The following is a 16,383-nucleotide window of genomic DNA, read 5'->3' as shown; positions in this document are numbered from 1 at the left end:
AAATGACTACAGGCTATTTAAAAAACTAACCCAAATATTATTAATCTATAGTGTGGAATGTAACATTCTTAACAGCAATAGAGTTGATGTTTCCATCGCCGCTACCACATTTAATAAGAAAATATACAGTACCGCTTTGTGCAAAAGTTACTATGTTACCAGATACATCGGCTTCGCCGCACTGTTCATCAGAAAGCAGTCCGTCAAAGGCAGATGTTGCACAGCCTGCCCATGTGTTTAGCTGCATCCTTTTACCATCGGCATTATAATCTGAACCTTCAGTAGGAGCAGTACGCGACACATAAACTTCAAACCATGTATTTGTAGATCCTGGACCTGATACATTCATGTCGAATTCATACTGTCTGCCGGCTTCTACAGTTACTGCCTGGTAAATTGCCTGATGCCCGCTTGTACCGGATATAGTTGCGGCACCGTTAGAAAAAGCCCATGATGCACCACTAGAGTTAATGTGCAGCACAGTCCAGTCTGAAGGGGTTTCAAAGTTAGGGCTCTTAATAAGGTTAGGGCCATCTACAACAGCAGTTGGCGGAATAACCACATTAAAAGTTTGCTCTGATATAAAATTAGTGCCGCCTACGCGGCCCACCACACGGTGCTCTATTTTATAAGTACCAGACTCTGTAAAAGTAAATTTTTGTGTAATACCTCCTTTAACTGTGGATGATTGTCCTAAATAGGTGCCTGTTTTGTCAGATGCTCTCCATAAATGGTACTGAATCCTTGAATCGTCAGATGCAGCTTTAAACACAAAGTTTTGTGCATTCTTAAAGTTAATAACAGTATCTTTAGTAGTTACTGTACTATATCCTGCATCAATATCGGCTTCTGTTAATGGATTACCGCCAGTTACCTCATCCGGCGTACAGCCCGCAATAAGAACCAGTGTGGCAACCGCTATACCTAATAGGCTTTTTTTATAGTTAAAATTTAATTTCATACTTTAATAATTAATTGTAAGCAGGATTTTGTTTAATCATAGTGTTCTCAGTTTCCTTTAAAGGTACAGGGAAATGTTCATGTTTACCTTTAATAAAGCCGCGTGATCCAAGCTTCGCTGCAGCCATGTCATTACGCACAAGATCCCAAAAGCGATGTCCTTCACCGGCAAGTTCCATTCTTCGCTCATTCATAACACTTTCTTTAGAAACGGGTACTGATGGTAGCCCAACGCGCCTCCTTACAGCATCAAGCAATGCCTGAGCCCTTGCACCTGTAAAGTTTAGAGCTTCTGCTTCCATAAGATAAGTATCTGCAAGACGTACTATGTATGTGTTTTGCCTGTAGTTAAGATCGGCCACACCACCACCATCTGTAACGTCATCAGCTGTTGGCATGAATTTTTTAAGGAAAAGACCTGTATCCATGTTTGCAGGTGTGTAGTTTGCAAGCCCTTGTTCTTTCAAAGCCCCAATGTTTGCAATTGTTGCATCTCTCCTTGGGTCATTAAGCATTGCAGCATAAAGATCGGGTGTTACAGTATTAAAACTCCATCCTGTTTTGTATTGAGGAGCATTTGGACCCGGAGCATAACCCCTTGGCCCTATCATTAGATTAAAGGTATTACCTTCATCTGAGTCGCTCGCATAGTTATCCCATGTAGAGTTACCCATTTTTGAATGTGCACAAACAAATATAGATTCAGAATGAAACTTATTATCTACAACCCAAAGGTCATTAAAGCTTGGAAGCAGACGATAACCATAGGCACTTGTTTCGCCCGGTGTACCATTAACCTCTGCAAACTGCGCAGCTGCTTCGGCATTTTTACCTTCAAATAAGTATACTTTGCCTAAAATTGCTTTTGCAGCTCCTTTAGTAAAACGTGCAGACTCTGTTGCAGCATCAAGTGTTACTGGCAGTATTTCAATAGCTTCCAATAAATCTTTTTCGATTTGCTCATACACAACTGAAGGCGCTGATTTTTCGATCGTATAAAACTGTTCTGTACTAAGATTTGTTGTATAAAAAGGTATTTCGCCAAACATTGTTACTAACTGAAAATAGTAATAAGCTCGTAATGCTTTTGCTTCAGCAGCAAAGCGAACCTTTTTATCTTCTGGCATTGGTACATTTGGAAGTTTCTGCAAAAGTACATTTGCCCTGAACACTCCTTTGTAGTAATCACTCCAAAAACTACCCGGCATAAAATTAGGGGTAATTGTAAAGTTTGAGAAAGATTGTATACCGGCACCATCAGTTGAGCTACCGCCTCCTGCATAAAAATCATCAGACCCTGCATTTAGCATAGCCATCATGTTTTCAAATCCGCCAGATTGTTTTCTTAAAACATCATATGTAGCCACAAGGCCAGTATAAGCCTGTTGCTCATTTTTATAGTAATTGTCCTCAAGAAAGGTACCCTTAGGGTCAACCTCAAGAAAATCATCGCTGCATGCTCCTAATGTAAGAGCCAGGGCAAGCATTGCAAGTCCGTTTTTAATGATTCTATTTTTCATTTTTCAATTCTTTTTATTAAAACGCTAAATTAACACCCAACATAAAAGATCTTGCCTGTGGATAGTATCCGCGGTCAATACCAGATACATTACCACCTATTTCAGGATCAAAACCTGTATATTTTGTAAAGGTGAATAGGTTTTCGCCTGTAACGTATACTCTGGTTTTTGCTATACCTGCTTTGCCTATAAGATCTGAAGGTAAAGAGTAACCTAACTGAACAATTTTTATCCTGAAATAGTCGCCTTTCTGAAGATAGAAATTAGACATATTTGTGAAGTTTTTGTTGTTGTCACTGGTGGAAATCCTTGGATATGAGTTAGATGTTCCTTCTCCTGTCCAACGATTAAGTGCTGCGGTTTGCCAGTTTGCAGTACCCAGGTCAAGCCTGCGAAGACCCTGGAATATTTTGTTGCCTCCTGCACCCTGACCAAATAATGTAAGGTCAAAATTCTTGTAAGCTAAATTTACAGTAAGGCCATAGGTATATTTTGGTAGCGGGCTGCCCAAATATTTTCTGTCTTCATCTGTAATTTTACCATCACCATTTAGGTCTGTCCATCTAAAATCACCTGGTTGTGCCCCCGGTTGTATTACTGTACCATCAGCACTTTTGTAATTATCTATATCAGCCTGGTTTTGGAAAATACCATTAGTCTGGTATCCATAAAATTCATTCCACGAAGATCCAACTTCATACCTTGTGATTGAGCCAAGAGACTGGAAGCCTTCTCCACTATTAAATTTCCTGTCTTCACCTACACTTGTAACTTTGTTTTTTAGTGTAGAAATGTTACCATTTACAGAAAGGTTAAAATCACCAAGTTGTTTTTTGTAAGTAAGAGAAACGTCTATACCTGTGTTTTGCATATCGGCAACGTTACCAAATGGAGTTCCGTTTGCACCAACATATCCAGGAAGTTGTACCCATTGTAGGATATCTGTAGTTTTCTTTTTATAATAGTCAAATTCAAGTGAGAAATCATTAAAGATACTAGCTTCAAAACCTATGTTTGCCTGTGTAGTTTCTTCCCATTTAAGATCTGGGTTACTTGGTGCATCCGGGCTGTAACCCACGGTTACATTGTAATCTCCCTGACCTATGGTATAATTACGACCAGAGGCTACAAGTGCAAGATATTTAAAATCTCCAAAACTATCACTACCTACAACGCCATAACCACCTCGTATTTTAAGATTGCTTACAGTGTTATTCTCTTTCCAAAACTCTTCTTTATTTAATGCCCATCCAAGAGAGAATGAAGGGAAAGTACCGTATTTGTTGTTAGAACCAAAACGTGATGAACCGTCTCGACGTATAACACCTGTAAATAGATATCTTTCTTTGTAATCGTAATTTACCCTTGCAAACAAAGAGGTTACAACGTGTTTAATACCATCGCTGGCCCAAGATACTTTATCACTCGCAGGAATGCTAAAGTTAAATGAGGCATCGTTATAATTGTTTACAGGAAGATTATAATGTGTTAAACCCTGACCGTAAGAATCATTATCAACATAAGCAGCCTGGCCACCAAGTACTGTAAAGTTATGACCGTCAATGTTTTTTGTGTAAGATACAGTGTTTTCTATATTCCATCCAAATCCTTTTTGCATTTCTCGGTATAAAGAGTTTTGCTTTTGGTTATCCTGATTTGTGTTTAAATAGCTGTAAGGTGAAAAACTTCTGCTTCCCCAATAAGAAAGTTTTGCCCCTAATGTACTCCTAAATTTAAGACCTTCAATAGGTGCTACTTCTACATAAGCATTTCCTACAAAGTTATCTGCCCAGCCATGATTGCCTTCGCGCACCTTAGCATAAGCTAAAGGGTTAGACATTTCGTTAGCAACTGTAGGAGAAATTCCATAATAATTACCTTTGCCATCTCTTACAGCATACTGCTGAGCATATTCGTTTTTATTAGGTGCTAATAGAGCCTGCTCTGGAGTAAGGGTTGCAGGCGTAATAGGGTCAAGGTTGATTGCAGACGCAAGCGGCCCACCAAACTCATTGTTTGTATTACCTATTCCTATAGTTTTTTCGTGAGAGTAACCCAGGTTTTGGCCAACAGTAATGTATTTGCTCAATTTGTGGGTTGAATTAAGGCGTAAGTTTTTACGGGTGTAATTTGAAATAGAAGGCATTACTATACCCTCCTGGTCTGTAATACCTGCAGAAAGATAAAATGTAGATTTATCATTACCACCACTTATACTTAGTTCGTGCTGCGTTCTTTTTGCGCCATCATTAAAAATTACATCTTGCCAATCAGTACCTTTTCCTAAAGTAGCAGCATTTGGATAAGGTAGCTGGAAAGGCAACTGAGCGTTGTAACCATTAGCATAAGCTTCATTACGCAATGTGGCATACTGTGTTGCATTTAAAAGGTCAATTTTTCTTGCAGGACCAGAAATACCTGTAAAGCCATTATAATTAACGCTAAGTTTTCCTGACTTTCCTTTTTTAGTAGTAATCAAAATTACACCAGCCGCAGCCCTGGCACCATAAATGGCCTGAGAAGCAGCGTCTTTTAATACTTCCATCGACTCAATGTCTGATTGATTCAGGAAATTAATACCACCATTGTCTACAATTACACCATCAACAACCCAAAGTGGATCATTGTTATTAAAAGACGTTACACCCCTAACACGTATTGTAGCACCTGATCCCGGCTGTCCGGCATTTTGAGCTACATACACACCAGATGTGCGGCCTTGTAAAGATTGGCCTACAGTTGTAAGCGGCATGTTTTCAAGGTCTTTGGCTTTAACACTTGAAATGGCACCGGTAACAACACTTTTCTTTTGTGTACCGTAACCTACAACAACAACTTCTTCCAGTACTTCAGAAGAAGGGGCAAGCTGTACATTGATTGATGTACGGCCGCCAACAATAGCTTCCTGAGATGCGTATCCCACAAAACTTATTACCAAAGTGGCATTTGGGCCTGCCGAAATTTGGTAGTTACCGTCGATGTCAGACGACGTGCCATTTTGGGTACCTTTTACAAAGATAGAGGCCCCCGGAACCGGCAATCCGGTCTCATCTGTTATCTGTCCTTTTATGACAGAATCCTGCGCCCACATGTTAAGCGCACAGAGCAGACAAATTACATGAAAAAATCGTAATTTTACTAATTTCATACTCGTTAAAATTTGGGTTGATTATTTATTAATAATAAGCAATAGTACATAATTTTTTTCATTTTTATTACTTCAAAACCTTTACAAAAACACATCAATTCGATTTTTAAAGCTATATAAAAACACATCAAATAATTTTTAATTAATTGTTTATCAATATTTTGATTGTATAAAATTATGTTGTTAATTTGTTAACGAAAAATGAAATACCCTTACAAATGGCTTGTTTTTAAATATAACGTTGTAGCTAATTAGCTTTCAATGTGTTAAGATTGCGTTTATTGTGTTTTTTAAGGGTTTTAATTAGTTTTTTTGCGTTGTTTTTTGACATATTTTTTACTGTTTTTCGCTGTGTTTTTAACGTTTTTTGGCTCTGTTACTACAACGTTATACCTTGATTATTCTTATTGACTACTTTTGTGTAGTATTTTTTTAATATTTGCTCATATGAGGTGTAAAACCATACTCGCTTTTTTAATAGTTGTTACCTGTTGTTTTGTTCCTGGTTTTGCCCAGGTTAAAAGCATTGGATTGCCAAAAATTATTAATTATAAAAAATCTGATTATAATGGAGGGTCTCAAAACTGGGATATTGCCCAGGATAAAAACGGTAACCTGTTTTTTGCGAACACAGCAGGGCTTTTACAGTTTAATGGTACATCATGGAATCGCTATAACATTCCTAACGGTACTGTACGTTCTCTTAAAATTGATAAGAATGACCGTATATATGTAGGGGGGTATGATGAGTTTGGTTTTTTTGAAGCAAACTCTAAAGGAAAGTTGGTGTATCACTCTATCTCTAAGATGGCGACGCCAAATTCAAAAAAAATAATAGATTTTGTATGGAAGGTGCATATCGTTAATGATGAAGTTTTTTTTCAGACTTTTTTTAGAACCTATGTATATAAAAAAGGAAAGCTAACGATACTAGAGCCACCTAACCGCTTTCAGTTTTCATTCCTTTCTGATGGTAAACTTTATTTTCAGGATATTACGGGTGGTATACTTGAGTACAGGAATGGCATACTGGTGTCTTTGCCGGGTACAGAAGTGTTTAATAATACTGAGATATGGGGACTTTTGCCTTTTGGCAACAACAGGATGCTTGTTGTAACTATGGACAAAGGGCTATTTGTGTATGATTATAATAAAGTGGTACCATGGGAATGCGAGGCAAACAATTTTATACAAAAAAATAATGCTTTGGGCGGTCGTATCTTAAATGGAAGATACATTGTATTAAATTCGGTTTTAGATGGAGTCATCATTTGCGACATTTCCGGCAGGATTGTGCAGCACATTAACGATGATAAAGGCCTGCTTAATAACACATCTCTTACTTCTTATATAGATGTAATGGGCAATTTATGGCTCGGCTTAGATAATGGTATTTCTTTTGTAAACATCAATTCGCCTTTTACATATTTATCTACAAGTTTTGATCTTAGTTCTGTATATTCATCTGCCATATTTCAGGGAAGTTTATATGTAGCCACAAATCAGGGAGTATTTAATCATGCCTGGCAGCAGCCCTTTAAAGAAAGTACTTTTAAGTTTATAGAAGGTACTACAGGCCAGGGTTGGGGGCTTGAGGTTTTTGATGGCGAAATGTTTTGCCTTCACAACCGTGGGCTTTTTACGATCAATGGAGGCAAGGCCACACGATGGCTTGATGATAAAAAAGGTTATTTAGGGCTTAAAAGGTTACCTGGCCGGCCAGATTGCCTTATAGCCAGTAACTATCATGGTTTTGCAATTATCCAGAAAACCGCAGCAGGATGGCAGTTTAAAAATCAGGTGCAGGGCTTTGATGTGAGCGACAGCAAGTTTGTAACAGATGGCAGAAACGTGTGGCTCAGAAAAAATAAAATACTTTATAAACTAAAGCTGAGTAATGATCTTACACGTTTTACAGTAACTGCTACTTATGAGGCGCTGAGTAAAAGTGTGCGCAGTATAACAAGTGTACAGGAAATTAATGGCAAGATCTACTTGCAGGGACAAAACCGTTTTTTTACCTATAATCAGGCTAATGACAGGTTTATAGAGGATAAAGTCATGAGTGCTGTATTTAAGTCTTTACCACAAATACGGTATTGTTTTGAAGATAATAAAGGTAACATTTGTTACTTCTATGGAGAGTCGGCTATGGGGATGCTGATGAAGGAAACCGACGGGACCTATAAAAATGTACAATCGCCTTTTTCGTCGGTTACGGGTAATTTAGTTTATTTCTTTGAGTCGGTTAATACAGTAGATGACCGCAATATATTTATAGGCCTTACTGAGGGGCTTGCACACTACGATGCTAAGCTACAATTTGGAGAGTCTTTAAAGCCCAAGGCCTACATAAAAAGCTTTTCTTTTGCACAAGATACCTTATATACCGGTAACCATAATACTATTAAAGATATAGCCATTCCGTTTAAAGATAATAGTGTAAAGTTTAATTTCTCATCGCCTACATATGATAGCCCAGAGAATTTAAGGTTTAGCTATAAGCTTGACGGTTTTGATGATACCTGGAGCAACTGGACCACCGTGCCCGTTAAAGAATATACAAACCTGCATGAGGGGAGCTACCGTATGAAGGTTAAGGTAATAAACAGCAGTGGGGTAGAAAGTGAAAATGCCTCTGTATCATTCATTATAAATCCACCATTTTACAGGCACTGGTTTGCCTACTTATTATATGTTGTTATTATAGGGCTTGGAATTTATCTGGTGCGCAGGCGCCTACGTTCTAAAATTCGCCAAAACCGTTATTATGAAACCCTGGAGCAGCGCAGGCTGTACCTGGAACGTGAAACAAAAATAAAGCAGGAGCAGTATGAACTGGAGAAAGAGATTGAACGTTTAAAGAGCGAACAGCTTAAGGTGAAAATACTTACTAAAGATAAAGAGTTGGTTAATAACTCACTACAGGTAGTAAAGAAAAACAAGATGCTTAATGGTATTATAAATAAGCTTAAGGATATTGACCCGGAGGCTATGGATGATACTACCCGACAGCAGTTTAGCAAGCTCAACAAAACTATAAATAAAGAGCTTAATACCGATAAGAGCTGGAACAACCTGGAAAAACATATACGCAATGTGCATTTTGATTTCCTTAAGCGTCTTAAAGAAAAGTATCCGGCAATTACACCACGAGAAATGGATCTTGCAACTTACCTGCTTATGAATATGAGTACTAAAGAAATTGCAGACATTATGAATATTAGCGACGGTGGGGTAGAGCTTGCACGATACAGGCTGCGTAAAAAACTCGACCTGCCGAGAAAGGAAAACCTCACGGGATTTTTAATGAATATATAATTATTACAATACCTGAAGTTAATTTCTAAAGTTGTTTTTTAGTTTCATTATTGATGTTTAGCAAGCTTGGAAACAGGATGATTACAAAAGCTATGTGCATAATACTGTAAAGTTTTGGTACAATGGATGGGGAGTATTTTTGGCTGTCAAAATTCTGTGAAAAGCTTAAGATAGTTTTAGGGATGGCATAAATAAGCGGGTAGATACTAAGGTGGTTTTCATAGTTTGATACTTCGGCATAACAGATTGGTACAGATTTATACTCGCCTGAAATGCTTATTACAGGGAAGAACAAAACTAAAAACAATACAAGGAATTTTTCTTCTTTACGGAGATAGAAGAACTTAGGTATTAGAAAAGTGAGGAGGGTAAAGTATATTGAGAGGTAGGTCAACAGGTTGATAAAATGTGTGTCACTAAATGCCCATTGGCTGATATGGTTTTCTGTGTTTAAAAAAAGTATAGTGATTATTGAAATTCCCACTAATGGACCCAACGCATATATTTTACTGTAAAATGCTTCAAAATAATATTTGAAGTTAGCCATAACAGACTTCCATGCGTATTTTCGTAAAAAATAATACATAAAGAATATAAAAAAGAGCGAGTAGATTTCGATTAGAAAAAGAGTGTCAAAATACCAACCATTGATATCGCTAAAACCCATACCATGATGATGACCGGTTAACTCTGCGATAACGTCGATACATGATATCATCAAATTTGCTACTGCCACTTTTTGTGTTGAATATGTTGATCTGTCTGAACAAAAACTATTTGTGACTAATATTGTGGGGGATAAAAAGAATAAGAAAAACAATAAGCCATATCTTTTTCGGATCAGGAATATCACAACTATAAGTGTGATTACAAAGAGTATAAAGAATAATGATATGAACATGGATTTTATTATTGTTTATTAAAAAATGAGCCACGAGTTATACTAGCTGTACAAATATTATTTTGCAAAATTTGTGCAACTCGTGGCTTTTTTTACACCCGGTTATTATTGATTAGCTGATGCAGTGTTCTCCCAGTCTATCTTACGTGAAAAATACATCACGGCACCCAGTATGGCAAAAAGGCCAAGGCTGCCTGCCAGTAAAGCGTAATCTTCGAGCTGAATAATTACATAAATAAAAGTATACAAGGCGGTTAATGCTGTTGTAATAAAGATGGGGAACTTTTTATTTCTTAAGATGGAAACAGAATATAGCCCTATCATTATTATAACTGCTGAACCTGAGAGCAGGTAAGCAAGAGTAAAGCTGCTGTGCTCTGTAATGGCAATAAGCAGCGTGTAAAACATTATCAGAGCAAGTCCTACCATACCGTATTGAAAAATATGTATGCTTATTTTGCTCATCATTTGTATCAGGAAGAAAACCAGGAAGGTTAATCCTATAACCAGGAAGCCATATTTTGCTGCACGTTCATTTTGTTGATATTCATCGTTTAAAATTATAAAATTTGTATCAAATGTAAATTGGCCCAAATCTGGCAAGCTACCAAAATACTGCTGTACAAAGGCACGGTTAAGGTGCGATACCTTCCAAGATGCAGCAAAGCTATCGTCAGTTATCGTTTTGGTATATGGTAAAAAATTACCATCAAATTTTGGGTCAGCCCAGTTAGACTTTATTGTTGCTTCTGTAATTTTACCAATTGGCACAATGCTAATCTTTTCTGAGCCATCATAATTTATATCCATTTTGTAAGAAGTTGGCTTGCCTGTTAGCCCGGCCAGATTTACAGGGCTTGTTTCCAACCATGATGTTGAATTACCATTTTGGTTAGATTCTTTAATAACAGGTTCAAAATCGTATGTCTTTCCGTTAAATGTAATGTTTACTGCACCTTTTATACTTTTTAGGCTACCGGCGTTCATAATTATTCGTGCTTCATCCCAAAGTATGTTTTCAGTCGGGATTTTTGCCTTGCTGAAATCAGGAGTAGGATAATTACCAGATAGTTTCATCTTACTGCTAAAAACCGTAGTTTCATAATTATTACGCTTTTTAGTTTCAGTAGTCACATTAGCATCTACATTTAGCGCATCCGGAAAAAAGTAGGCATAGGTTATGCTCGCTTGTTTGCTTATGGTTACTACTTTAGTAGCCTTGTCAATAGTTTCCGTTTCGGTAATTATTTGATAAGGAACTTTTAGTATTGGCCCATACACAAATACATTACCACCCCATTGGCCAGCTATCTCGGCAGATACGTTTTGTTGTAATTCCTGTCGTTCCCAAATCAGGCTTTTTACATATTGTAAAGGGAGCAGCAGCACAAGCGTTAGCACCCCCACCATAATAACCCGAACGGTGGTACTTTGCATAAAACTATTGTTGTTTTGATGCTCGGGATAATGTGCTGGCTGCGGTTGTTTATTAAATGTTTCCATGATATAATTGTTTTTTGTTATGAAAATTAATGGACTACTATATTGAAGTATAGAAAAGCTATGGGGATGTTGATTGTTAAGAGTAAGGCTCTGCCCAAAAGAGCTCCTGCCTGCGGGTAGTTTACCGCTGCCATTATCATAAGTATCAAAAATGCTAAAGCATTTACCGTAACCGCTGCTATAACATACCATATACCGGCGATTACCAAAAAGTCGCTGTTTGTTAGGAGGTAGAGCAGCAAAATTGCAGAGCCACTGATAAATGAAATGAGGAAAAGTTTTACAGGCCAAAGCACGTGTTGTTTTATACTGTCAGGGTAATTGTCAGGATGCCGGCGGCTGCCGGGTTTTAGGGAGAATAAATCTTTCATGTTTATTATTAGTAATCAGTTTTAAGTGTTTTCATTTTAGCGTATTAAAAAAGTCTCTTTAACGCGTGTCACAGGAAGGTGTAGCAGCCCCATGTGGTCTATATCATAAAAGCGCAGGGCAGCTTTCCCTTTTTTGTACATGTCATAAAAATGTGATGCCTTGTGCGGAAACAGTACCAGCCCAGCAGCCATGGCGCTTAGCCTGCGTAAACCAAAGCTGCCGTTGCCTAAAAGATAGAACTGTACGGCGATATCATCGGTAAAGGTGTTACTGCCGGATATAAGCAGTTGCAGTACATCATCATGGCTGGCATATACATTTTGACCATAATTATTTTTTAGCAGGAACCTGCCCAGTTGCTGCCCTAATGATCCTTCGGGATATTTTATAAGCTGAAGGGCTGTAAGCTGTTGTGTTTTTTTGTCGAATTCGCGGCGCACGGCCTCAATTTTTTCTTTCATGGTGCTCATAACAGTTGTGTGTATTTCACTTTGAATTTCAAAGTAGATTGGTAAATTTTTTTATTGAGTGACTGTCACAAAGACACACAAAGACATACAAAGAAGGCACAAGGTTTCGCGAAATTTTTTAGTGTGCGATAGTATTTTAAGCTTTGTGTTCCTTGGTGTCTTCTCTGCGAAACTTTGCGTAAGAAATTCAAGATCATCTTTTCATCGAACTATATAAATCAAATAGCAGGTACTGTAATAAACCAAATCCTATGGTTATGCCCCATGCCGGTTTCCAGGTATCTTCACTAAATAGGCTCTGTATAATATCAGTAATGAGGGATATTGGCTTATGGAGTATATCCCAACTGTTGTAGCGCATAAACCTACCTAAATAGATACCAAAAGCACTGAGAATGCTGACTATAAGCAGTGTGAGGTTTGCATACCCACTCCCGAATTTTATAGCCAATAACCGGTAGATATTTTGCATAGAAGCCAGCCCAAAGAGCAACCCTGTTAGTGTAAACGATGCAAGTATTAATACATCAAACCATACGGGTACAGGTGTGGCGGCTCTAAGATGTATAAAATCTGTAATCAGGTAGGGAGCGTTGGGCAGTAACAACAGCCAGCAAAACAGGATAGGGTAGGAGTAATACCAGTTATAGCGAAGTATTTTGTACCTGATAATTACTGAACTTACCGCCAATGGCGTATAAGCAAGAAACAAATTCCAGATCAGGAAAAAGAAGTAGATGCTCTGGGTCATTTTTGCACGTATCAGTAACAATCCCACGCTAAAGGCAGCTAGGGCAAACAACTGAAAGTGCTGCCTTATTTCGCGGGACAGGTTGGTTTTTAAAATAGTGTTCATGAAATTATGTTTTTAAAGTACTTTGAATTTCAAAGTGTAAGTGTAAAAAAATAGTCCTAACTTTTAGAGATCAATTTTTCAAGGGCATCAATATGGTCTTTAAACGCCTTGCGGCCTTCTTTAGTTGCCATATAGCGCGTATTTGGTTTTTTACCTATAAATTGTTTCTCTACCATTATATATTGCTCTGCTTCAAGGGCCTTTGCATGGCTGGCCAGGTTACCATCTGTTACGCCAAGCAACTCTTTAAGGGTTGTAAAATCGGCATACTCATTAACCATCAGGATACTCATTATACCTAACCGTATGCGATGGTCAAACGCTTTATTTATATGCTGTAATATGTTTTTCAAAACTATTGCTTACGGTCGTACTTAAAATACATTATGGTTCCGTATAAAATGTGGCATACGCCAAAGCCCAGTGCCCAGAACTCCAGTCCGTAGCCCATGGCTGCCGTTGCTATAAGGCCTATTATTATTACCGTGATGCCAAGGTAGCGCACATCGCGTAGTGTGTACTTACTGGCGTTAACACAGGCTAAGCCATAGAATATCAGGGTTACGGGGGCTATAAGCCCGTAGTGGTGTGCCTGTATCAAAAGTAAGGCAAAAATACCGCCGGTTACTAAGGGTATGAGGAAATTTGCAGCAAGTCTGCGGCTGGTACTGTTCCATAGTGATTCGCCATATTTTTTTGCTTTGGTTGCCGACATGATGAAGGCAGTACCTACCGAAAGTAGCAATACAGATAGCAGGATAACAAAGCTTAATTTAAATTCCCTGCTTTCCAGTGTTACGCTCCTGTAATTTTCGCGGGTTATCATTTTCATGACAAAAGCTCCCGCAAGGGCATAGATGCCTGCCAAAATACCCGACAGCCCGCTAAGCGAAATAAACTGCGATGAGCGGTCCATCATTTTTTTTATGTCCTGGATATCCTTTAAGTAATTTTCCATATTTAAAGTACTTTGAATTGCAAAGTAAAATAATATTTTTCAAATGACAATGCGAGGTGAGGAATTTTTTATTGAAAATAAAAAATGTAACAATTGATTAATTTATTTAATGTATCAATTAAGTTGGTACGCTAAAAAATTAATCAATTGTTACATTGACTCATTGTTAATTAAACCATTGCTATATTGGAAGTAGCCTGTAAATAGCACCCGCAGGTTTTTCTACAGATACATAAATATAACCGTCCGGCCCTTGGCGCACATCGCGCACACGGCCTATGTTTTTAAGCAGTTTTTCTTCTTTAACCACTTTATTACCGTCAAGGTAGCACAGGTTTAGATACTTAAAACGTAGCGAGCCTACCAGGAGTGCGCCTTTCCACGGTTTATAAATATCGCTGGTTACAAATGCCATACCCGATGGGGCTATAGACGGTATCCAGTACAATAACGGATCTGTAATGCCCGGAGCCTGTGTCTTATCTGTAATGGTTTCTCCGTTATAGTTAATACCGTAAGAGGTAAGTGGCCAGCCATAATTGTTAGCCGGTTTTATGATATTTATCTCATCGCCACCTCGTGGCCCGTGTTCGGTTTCCCACAGCTCATTCGTCCAGGGGTTAAATGCAAGGCTTTGCGGATTACGGTTACCATAGCAGTACAGTGTCGTTGGTTTTCCCGCTTTGTCCTTAAACGGGTTATCTACAGGTATAGAGCCATCCTCATTTATACGGTGTATTTTGCCAAGCTGGTTATTTTCTATAGTTTGGGGATTTTGATTTTCGTTACCGCGCTCTCCTACAGAAATGTACAAATGCCCTTTGCCATCAAAAACTAACCTGCTGCCATAATGGTGGCGGGTAGGGGCGTAGGGCAGGGCTTCAAAAATAATCTTTTGGTTCTTAAGTGCATTGCCTTCAAGTGTGGCGCACATAACGGCTGTGGTAGCCAGTGTTTTGCTGCCCTCTTTTTTAGGTTTTGAGTAAGAGAAATAAACCAGTTTATTGGTCTTAAAACTCGGGCTTATCGCAACATCAAGCAGGCCACCCTGTCCTTCGGCCAGTACCTCAGGAACTCCGGTTATTTCCTGTTTCTTTTTATTTTTTATGCGATATAGTTTTCCTCCGCGTTCGGTTGCAAGCAGGTCGCCCTCCGGTAAAAATCCCATACCCCATACAATGTCAAAACCTGTGGCAATAGTGTCGAGTTTTACAGTAAGTTTCTCACTTGTAAACGTGCTGCTTACCGGTTCGCTGTCAAAGTTATAGGCTTGCGTTTTTTTAATACCCGTAAGTATATATTGCGCCAGGTCTTTTATCTCGTCGTCTTTAAATGTTTTTTCAAAAGCAGGCATGCCTTCATCTGCCCAGCCCTTTTTGATACTTACCATAAGGTCGTTTAAGTTGTTGCCGTGTTTCCAGTCCCTGTCTGTAAAAGCGTCCATTTTTTCGCCATGGCAGCCAGAACAGTATTTGGCATAGTTTTCGGCCGGGCCGGCAATGGTGTGCAGTACTAATGGAGTTGAGACGGTGTAAATGGGAGAGGGTTTAAATCCGTAACTTATAGCAATAGCTACCGATGCAAACAGAGGTAGTAAGAAAAGTTTTTTCATGGTTGTGTGTCGTAATGTTTTTGGTGTGTGACCAAAGCTATTAAAATTTAACCAATTGCAAAGCGATAACGATTTATTTTACCATACGATTACCATGTATTTTTAGTTATATTTGGCGCACTAATAACCATATACCTTGAAGAAATTTTTTATTAAACTATTATTTGCCGCTACGTTTGCGGTGCCTGCTGTCAGTCTGGCGCAAACAGATTGTACCTATGTAATTGAGGATACCACAGCAGGGCAGGAGTTAAGCACCACTAATGATTACCTTATGTATGAAAAGGTGTTTGGTGGTAACTCTCAGTTTTTATTCTTTTCATTATCTAATAGTCAGGGTTTACCTGTGTTAAATTTTCAGTTACTGGGTAAGGGTAATGATTTTTTAAAAGTCTCATGTTTTGAAAAGGCCTCTAAGATTTACATTCAGCTTATAAATGGAAAAATCATTACCCTACTTAGTGCTTCAGAAGACCAATGTAGCAACCTGTTGTATGATGATAACCAAAAGACCAATATAAGTGTACTTACCGGTACGTTTTTATTTACAAAAGGTTCATTTGAGGAGCTTGAAAAATCGCCGATAAGTTTTATTAGGGTAAAGTATGCTACCGAAACGGTAGATTATCCTGTAGGTAGATTACTAAAGAGTGAAACGATGGGGAAGCCATATAACCCGGAAAATTATTTCATTAACTATTTAAAATGTGTAAAATAATAGAGTGCTTGTAAATGCAGCAGCCTGATAGTGAAAGGTTTTGC

At 38.3% G+C, this 16,383-nt stretch carries 13 protein-coding genes; 2 read left to right on the top strand and 11 right to left on the bottom strand.

Going from position 1 to position 16,383, the window contains the following annotated elements; genetic code table 11:
• Window positions 1-40: 40 nt before the first annotated feature.
• Genes DYH63_RS12855 through DYH63_RS12845 form a run of 3 tightly spaced genes read right to left on the bottom strand, consistent with a single transcriptional unit; the run spans window position 41 to window position 5,628 of the window.
• Complete coding sequence (locus DYH63_RS12855) at window positions 41-961, bottom strand: hypothetical protein (RefSeq protein ID WP_116789190.1); 921 nt, start codon at window positions 959-961, stop codon at window positions 41-43.
• Between the two features lie 10 nt (window positions 962-971).
• Entirely contained in the window at window positions 972-2,480 is a 1,509-nt protein-coding gene (locus DYH63_RS12850) for a RagB/SusD family nutrient uptake outer membrane protein (RefSeq protein ID WP_116789189.1), read from the bottom strand.
• Between the two features lie 16 nt (window positions 2,481-2,496).
• Window positions 2,497-5,628, bottom strand: coding sequence for a SusC/RagA family TonB-linked outer membrane protein (locus DYH63_RS12845; RefSeq protein WP_116789188.1), 3,132 nt, complete (start codon window positions 5,626-5,628; stop codon window positions 2,497-2,499).
• A gap of 447 nt (window positions 5,629-6,075) precedes the next feature.
• Between DYH63_RS12845 and DYH63_RS12840 the strand changes: the two genes are divergently transcribed.
• Window positions 6,076-8,949 carry a helix-turn-helix and ligand-binding sensor domain-containing protein gene (locus DYH63_RS12840; protein ID WP_116789187.1) on the top strand — a complete coding sequence of 958 codons (2,874 nt, stop codon included), beginning with the start codon at window positions 6,076-6,078 and terminating at the stop codon, window positions 8,947-8,949.
• A 25-nt stretch (window positions 8,950-8,974) separates the two neighbouring features.
• On the opposite strand, the gene DYH63_RS12835 is transcribed toward DYH63_RS12840, so the two are convergent.
• The 8 genes from DYH63_RS12835 to DYH63_RS12800 form a co-directional block, all read right to left on the bottom strand.
• On the bottom strand, window positions 8,975-9,685 hold the full coding sequence (locus DYH63_RS12835; RefSeq protein WP_162927022.1) for a hypothetical protein: 711 nt from the start codon (window positions 9,683-9,685) through the stop codon (window positions 8,975-8,977).
• A gap of 270 nt (window positions 9,686-9,955) precedes the next feature.
• Window positions 9,956-11,353 (bottom strand): cell envelope integrity protein CreD, encoded by a 1,398-nt coding sequence (creD, locus tag DYH63_RS12830; protein WP_116789185.1) that lies wholly within the window; start codon window positions 11,351-11,353, stop codon window positions 9,956-9,958.
• 26 nt (window positions 11,354-11,379) lie between these two features.
• The gene (locus DYH63_RS12825; RefSeq protein WP_116789184.1) at window positions 11,380-11,724 is read right to left on the bottom strand and encodes a hypothetical protein; all 345 of its coding nucleotides are present in this window, start codon (window positions 11,722-11,724) and stop codon (window positions 11,380-11,382) included.
• Between the two features lie 36 nt (window positions 11,725-11,760).
• Entirely contained in the window at window positions 11,761-12,186 is a 426-nt protein-coding gene (locus DYH63_RS12820) for a hypothetical protein (RefSeq protein WP_162927021.1), read from the bottom strand.
• 202 nt (window positions 12,187-12,388) lie between these two features.
• Window positions 12,389-13,051, bottom strand: a complete 663-nt coding sequence (locus DYH63_RS12815) for a DUF1361 domain-containing protein (RefSeq protein WP_116789182.1) — start codon at window positions 13,049-13,051, stop codon at window positions 12,389-12,391.
• 56 nt (window positions 13,052-13,107) lie between these two features.
• Entirely contained in the window at window positions 13,108-13,404 is a 297-nt protein-coding gene (locus tag DYH63_RS12810) for a winged helix-turn-helix domain-containing protein (protein ID WP_116789181.1), read from the bottom strand.
• Between the two features lie 2 nt (window positions 13,405-13,406).
• The gene (locus DYH63_RS12805; protein WP_116789180.1) at window positions 13,407-14,009 is read right to left on the bottom strand and encodes a hypothetical protein; all 603 of its coding nucleotides are present in this window, start codon (window positions 14,007-14,009) and stop codon (window positions 13,407-13,409) included.
• A 181-nt stretch (window positions 14,010-14,190) separates the two neighbouring features.
• Window positions 14,191-15,621, bottom strand: coding sequence for a PQQ-dependent sugar dehydrogenase (locus tag DYH63_RS12800; RefSeq protein WP_116789179.1), 1,431 nt, complete (start codon window positions 15,619-15,621; stop codon window positions 14,191-14,193).
• Between the two features lie 136 nt (window positions 15,622-15,757).
• On the opposite strand from DYH63_RS12800, the gene DYH63_RS12795 reads away from it, so the two are divergent.
• Window positions 15,758-16,339 carry a hypothetical protein gene (locus tag DYH63_RS12795; RefSeq protein WP_116789178.1) on the top strand — a complete coding sequence of 194 codons (582 nt, stop codon included), beginning with the start codon at window positions 15,758-15,760 and terminating at the stop codon, window positions 16,337-16,339.
• Window positions 16,340-16,383 lie beyond the last annotated feature (44 nt).

This window comes from Flavobacterium psychrotrophum, assembly GCF_003403075.1.
Classification (GTDB): Bacteria; Bacteroidota; Bacteroidia; order Flavobacteriales; family Flavobacteriaceae; genus Flavobacterium; species Flavobacterium psychrotrophum.
This window is presented reverse-complemented; position numbering and strand designations above follow the sequence as displayed.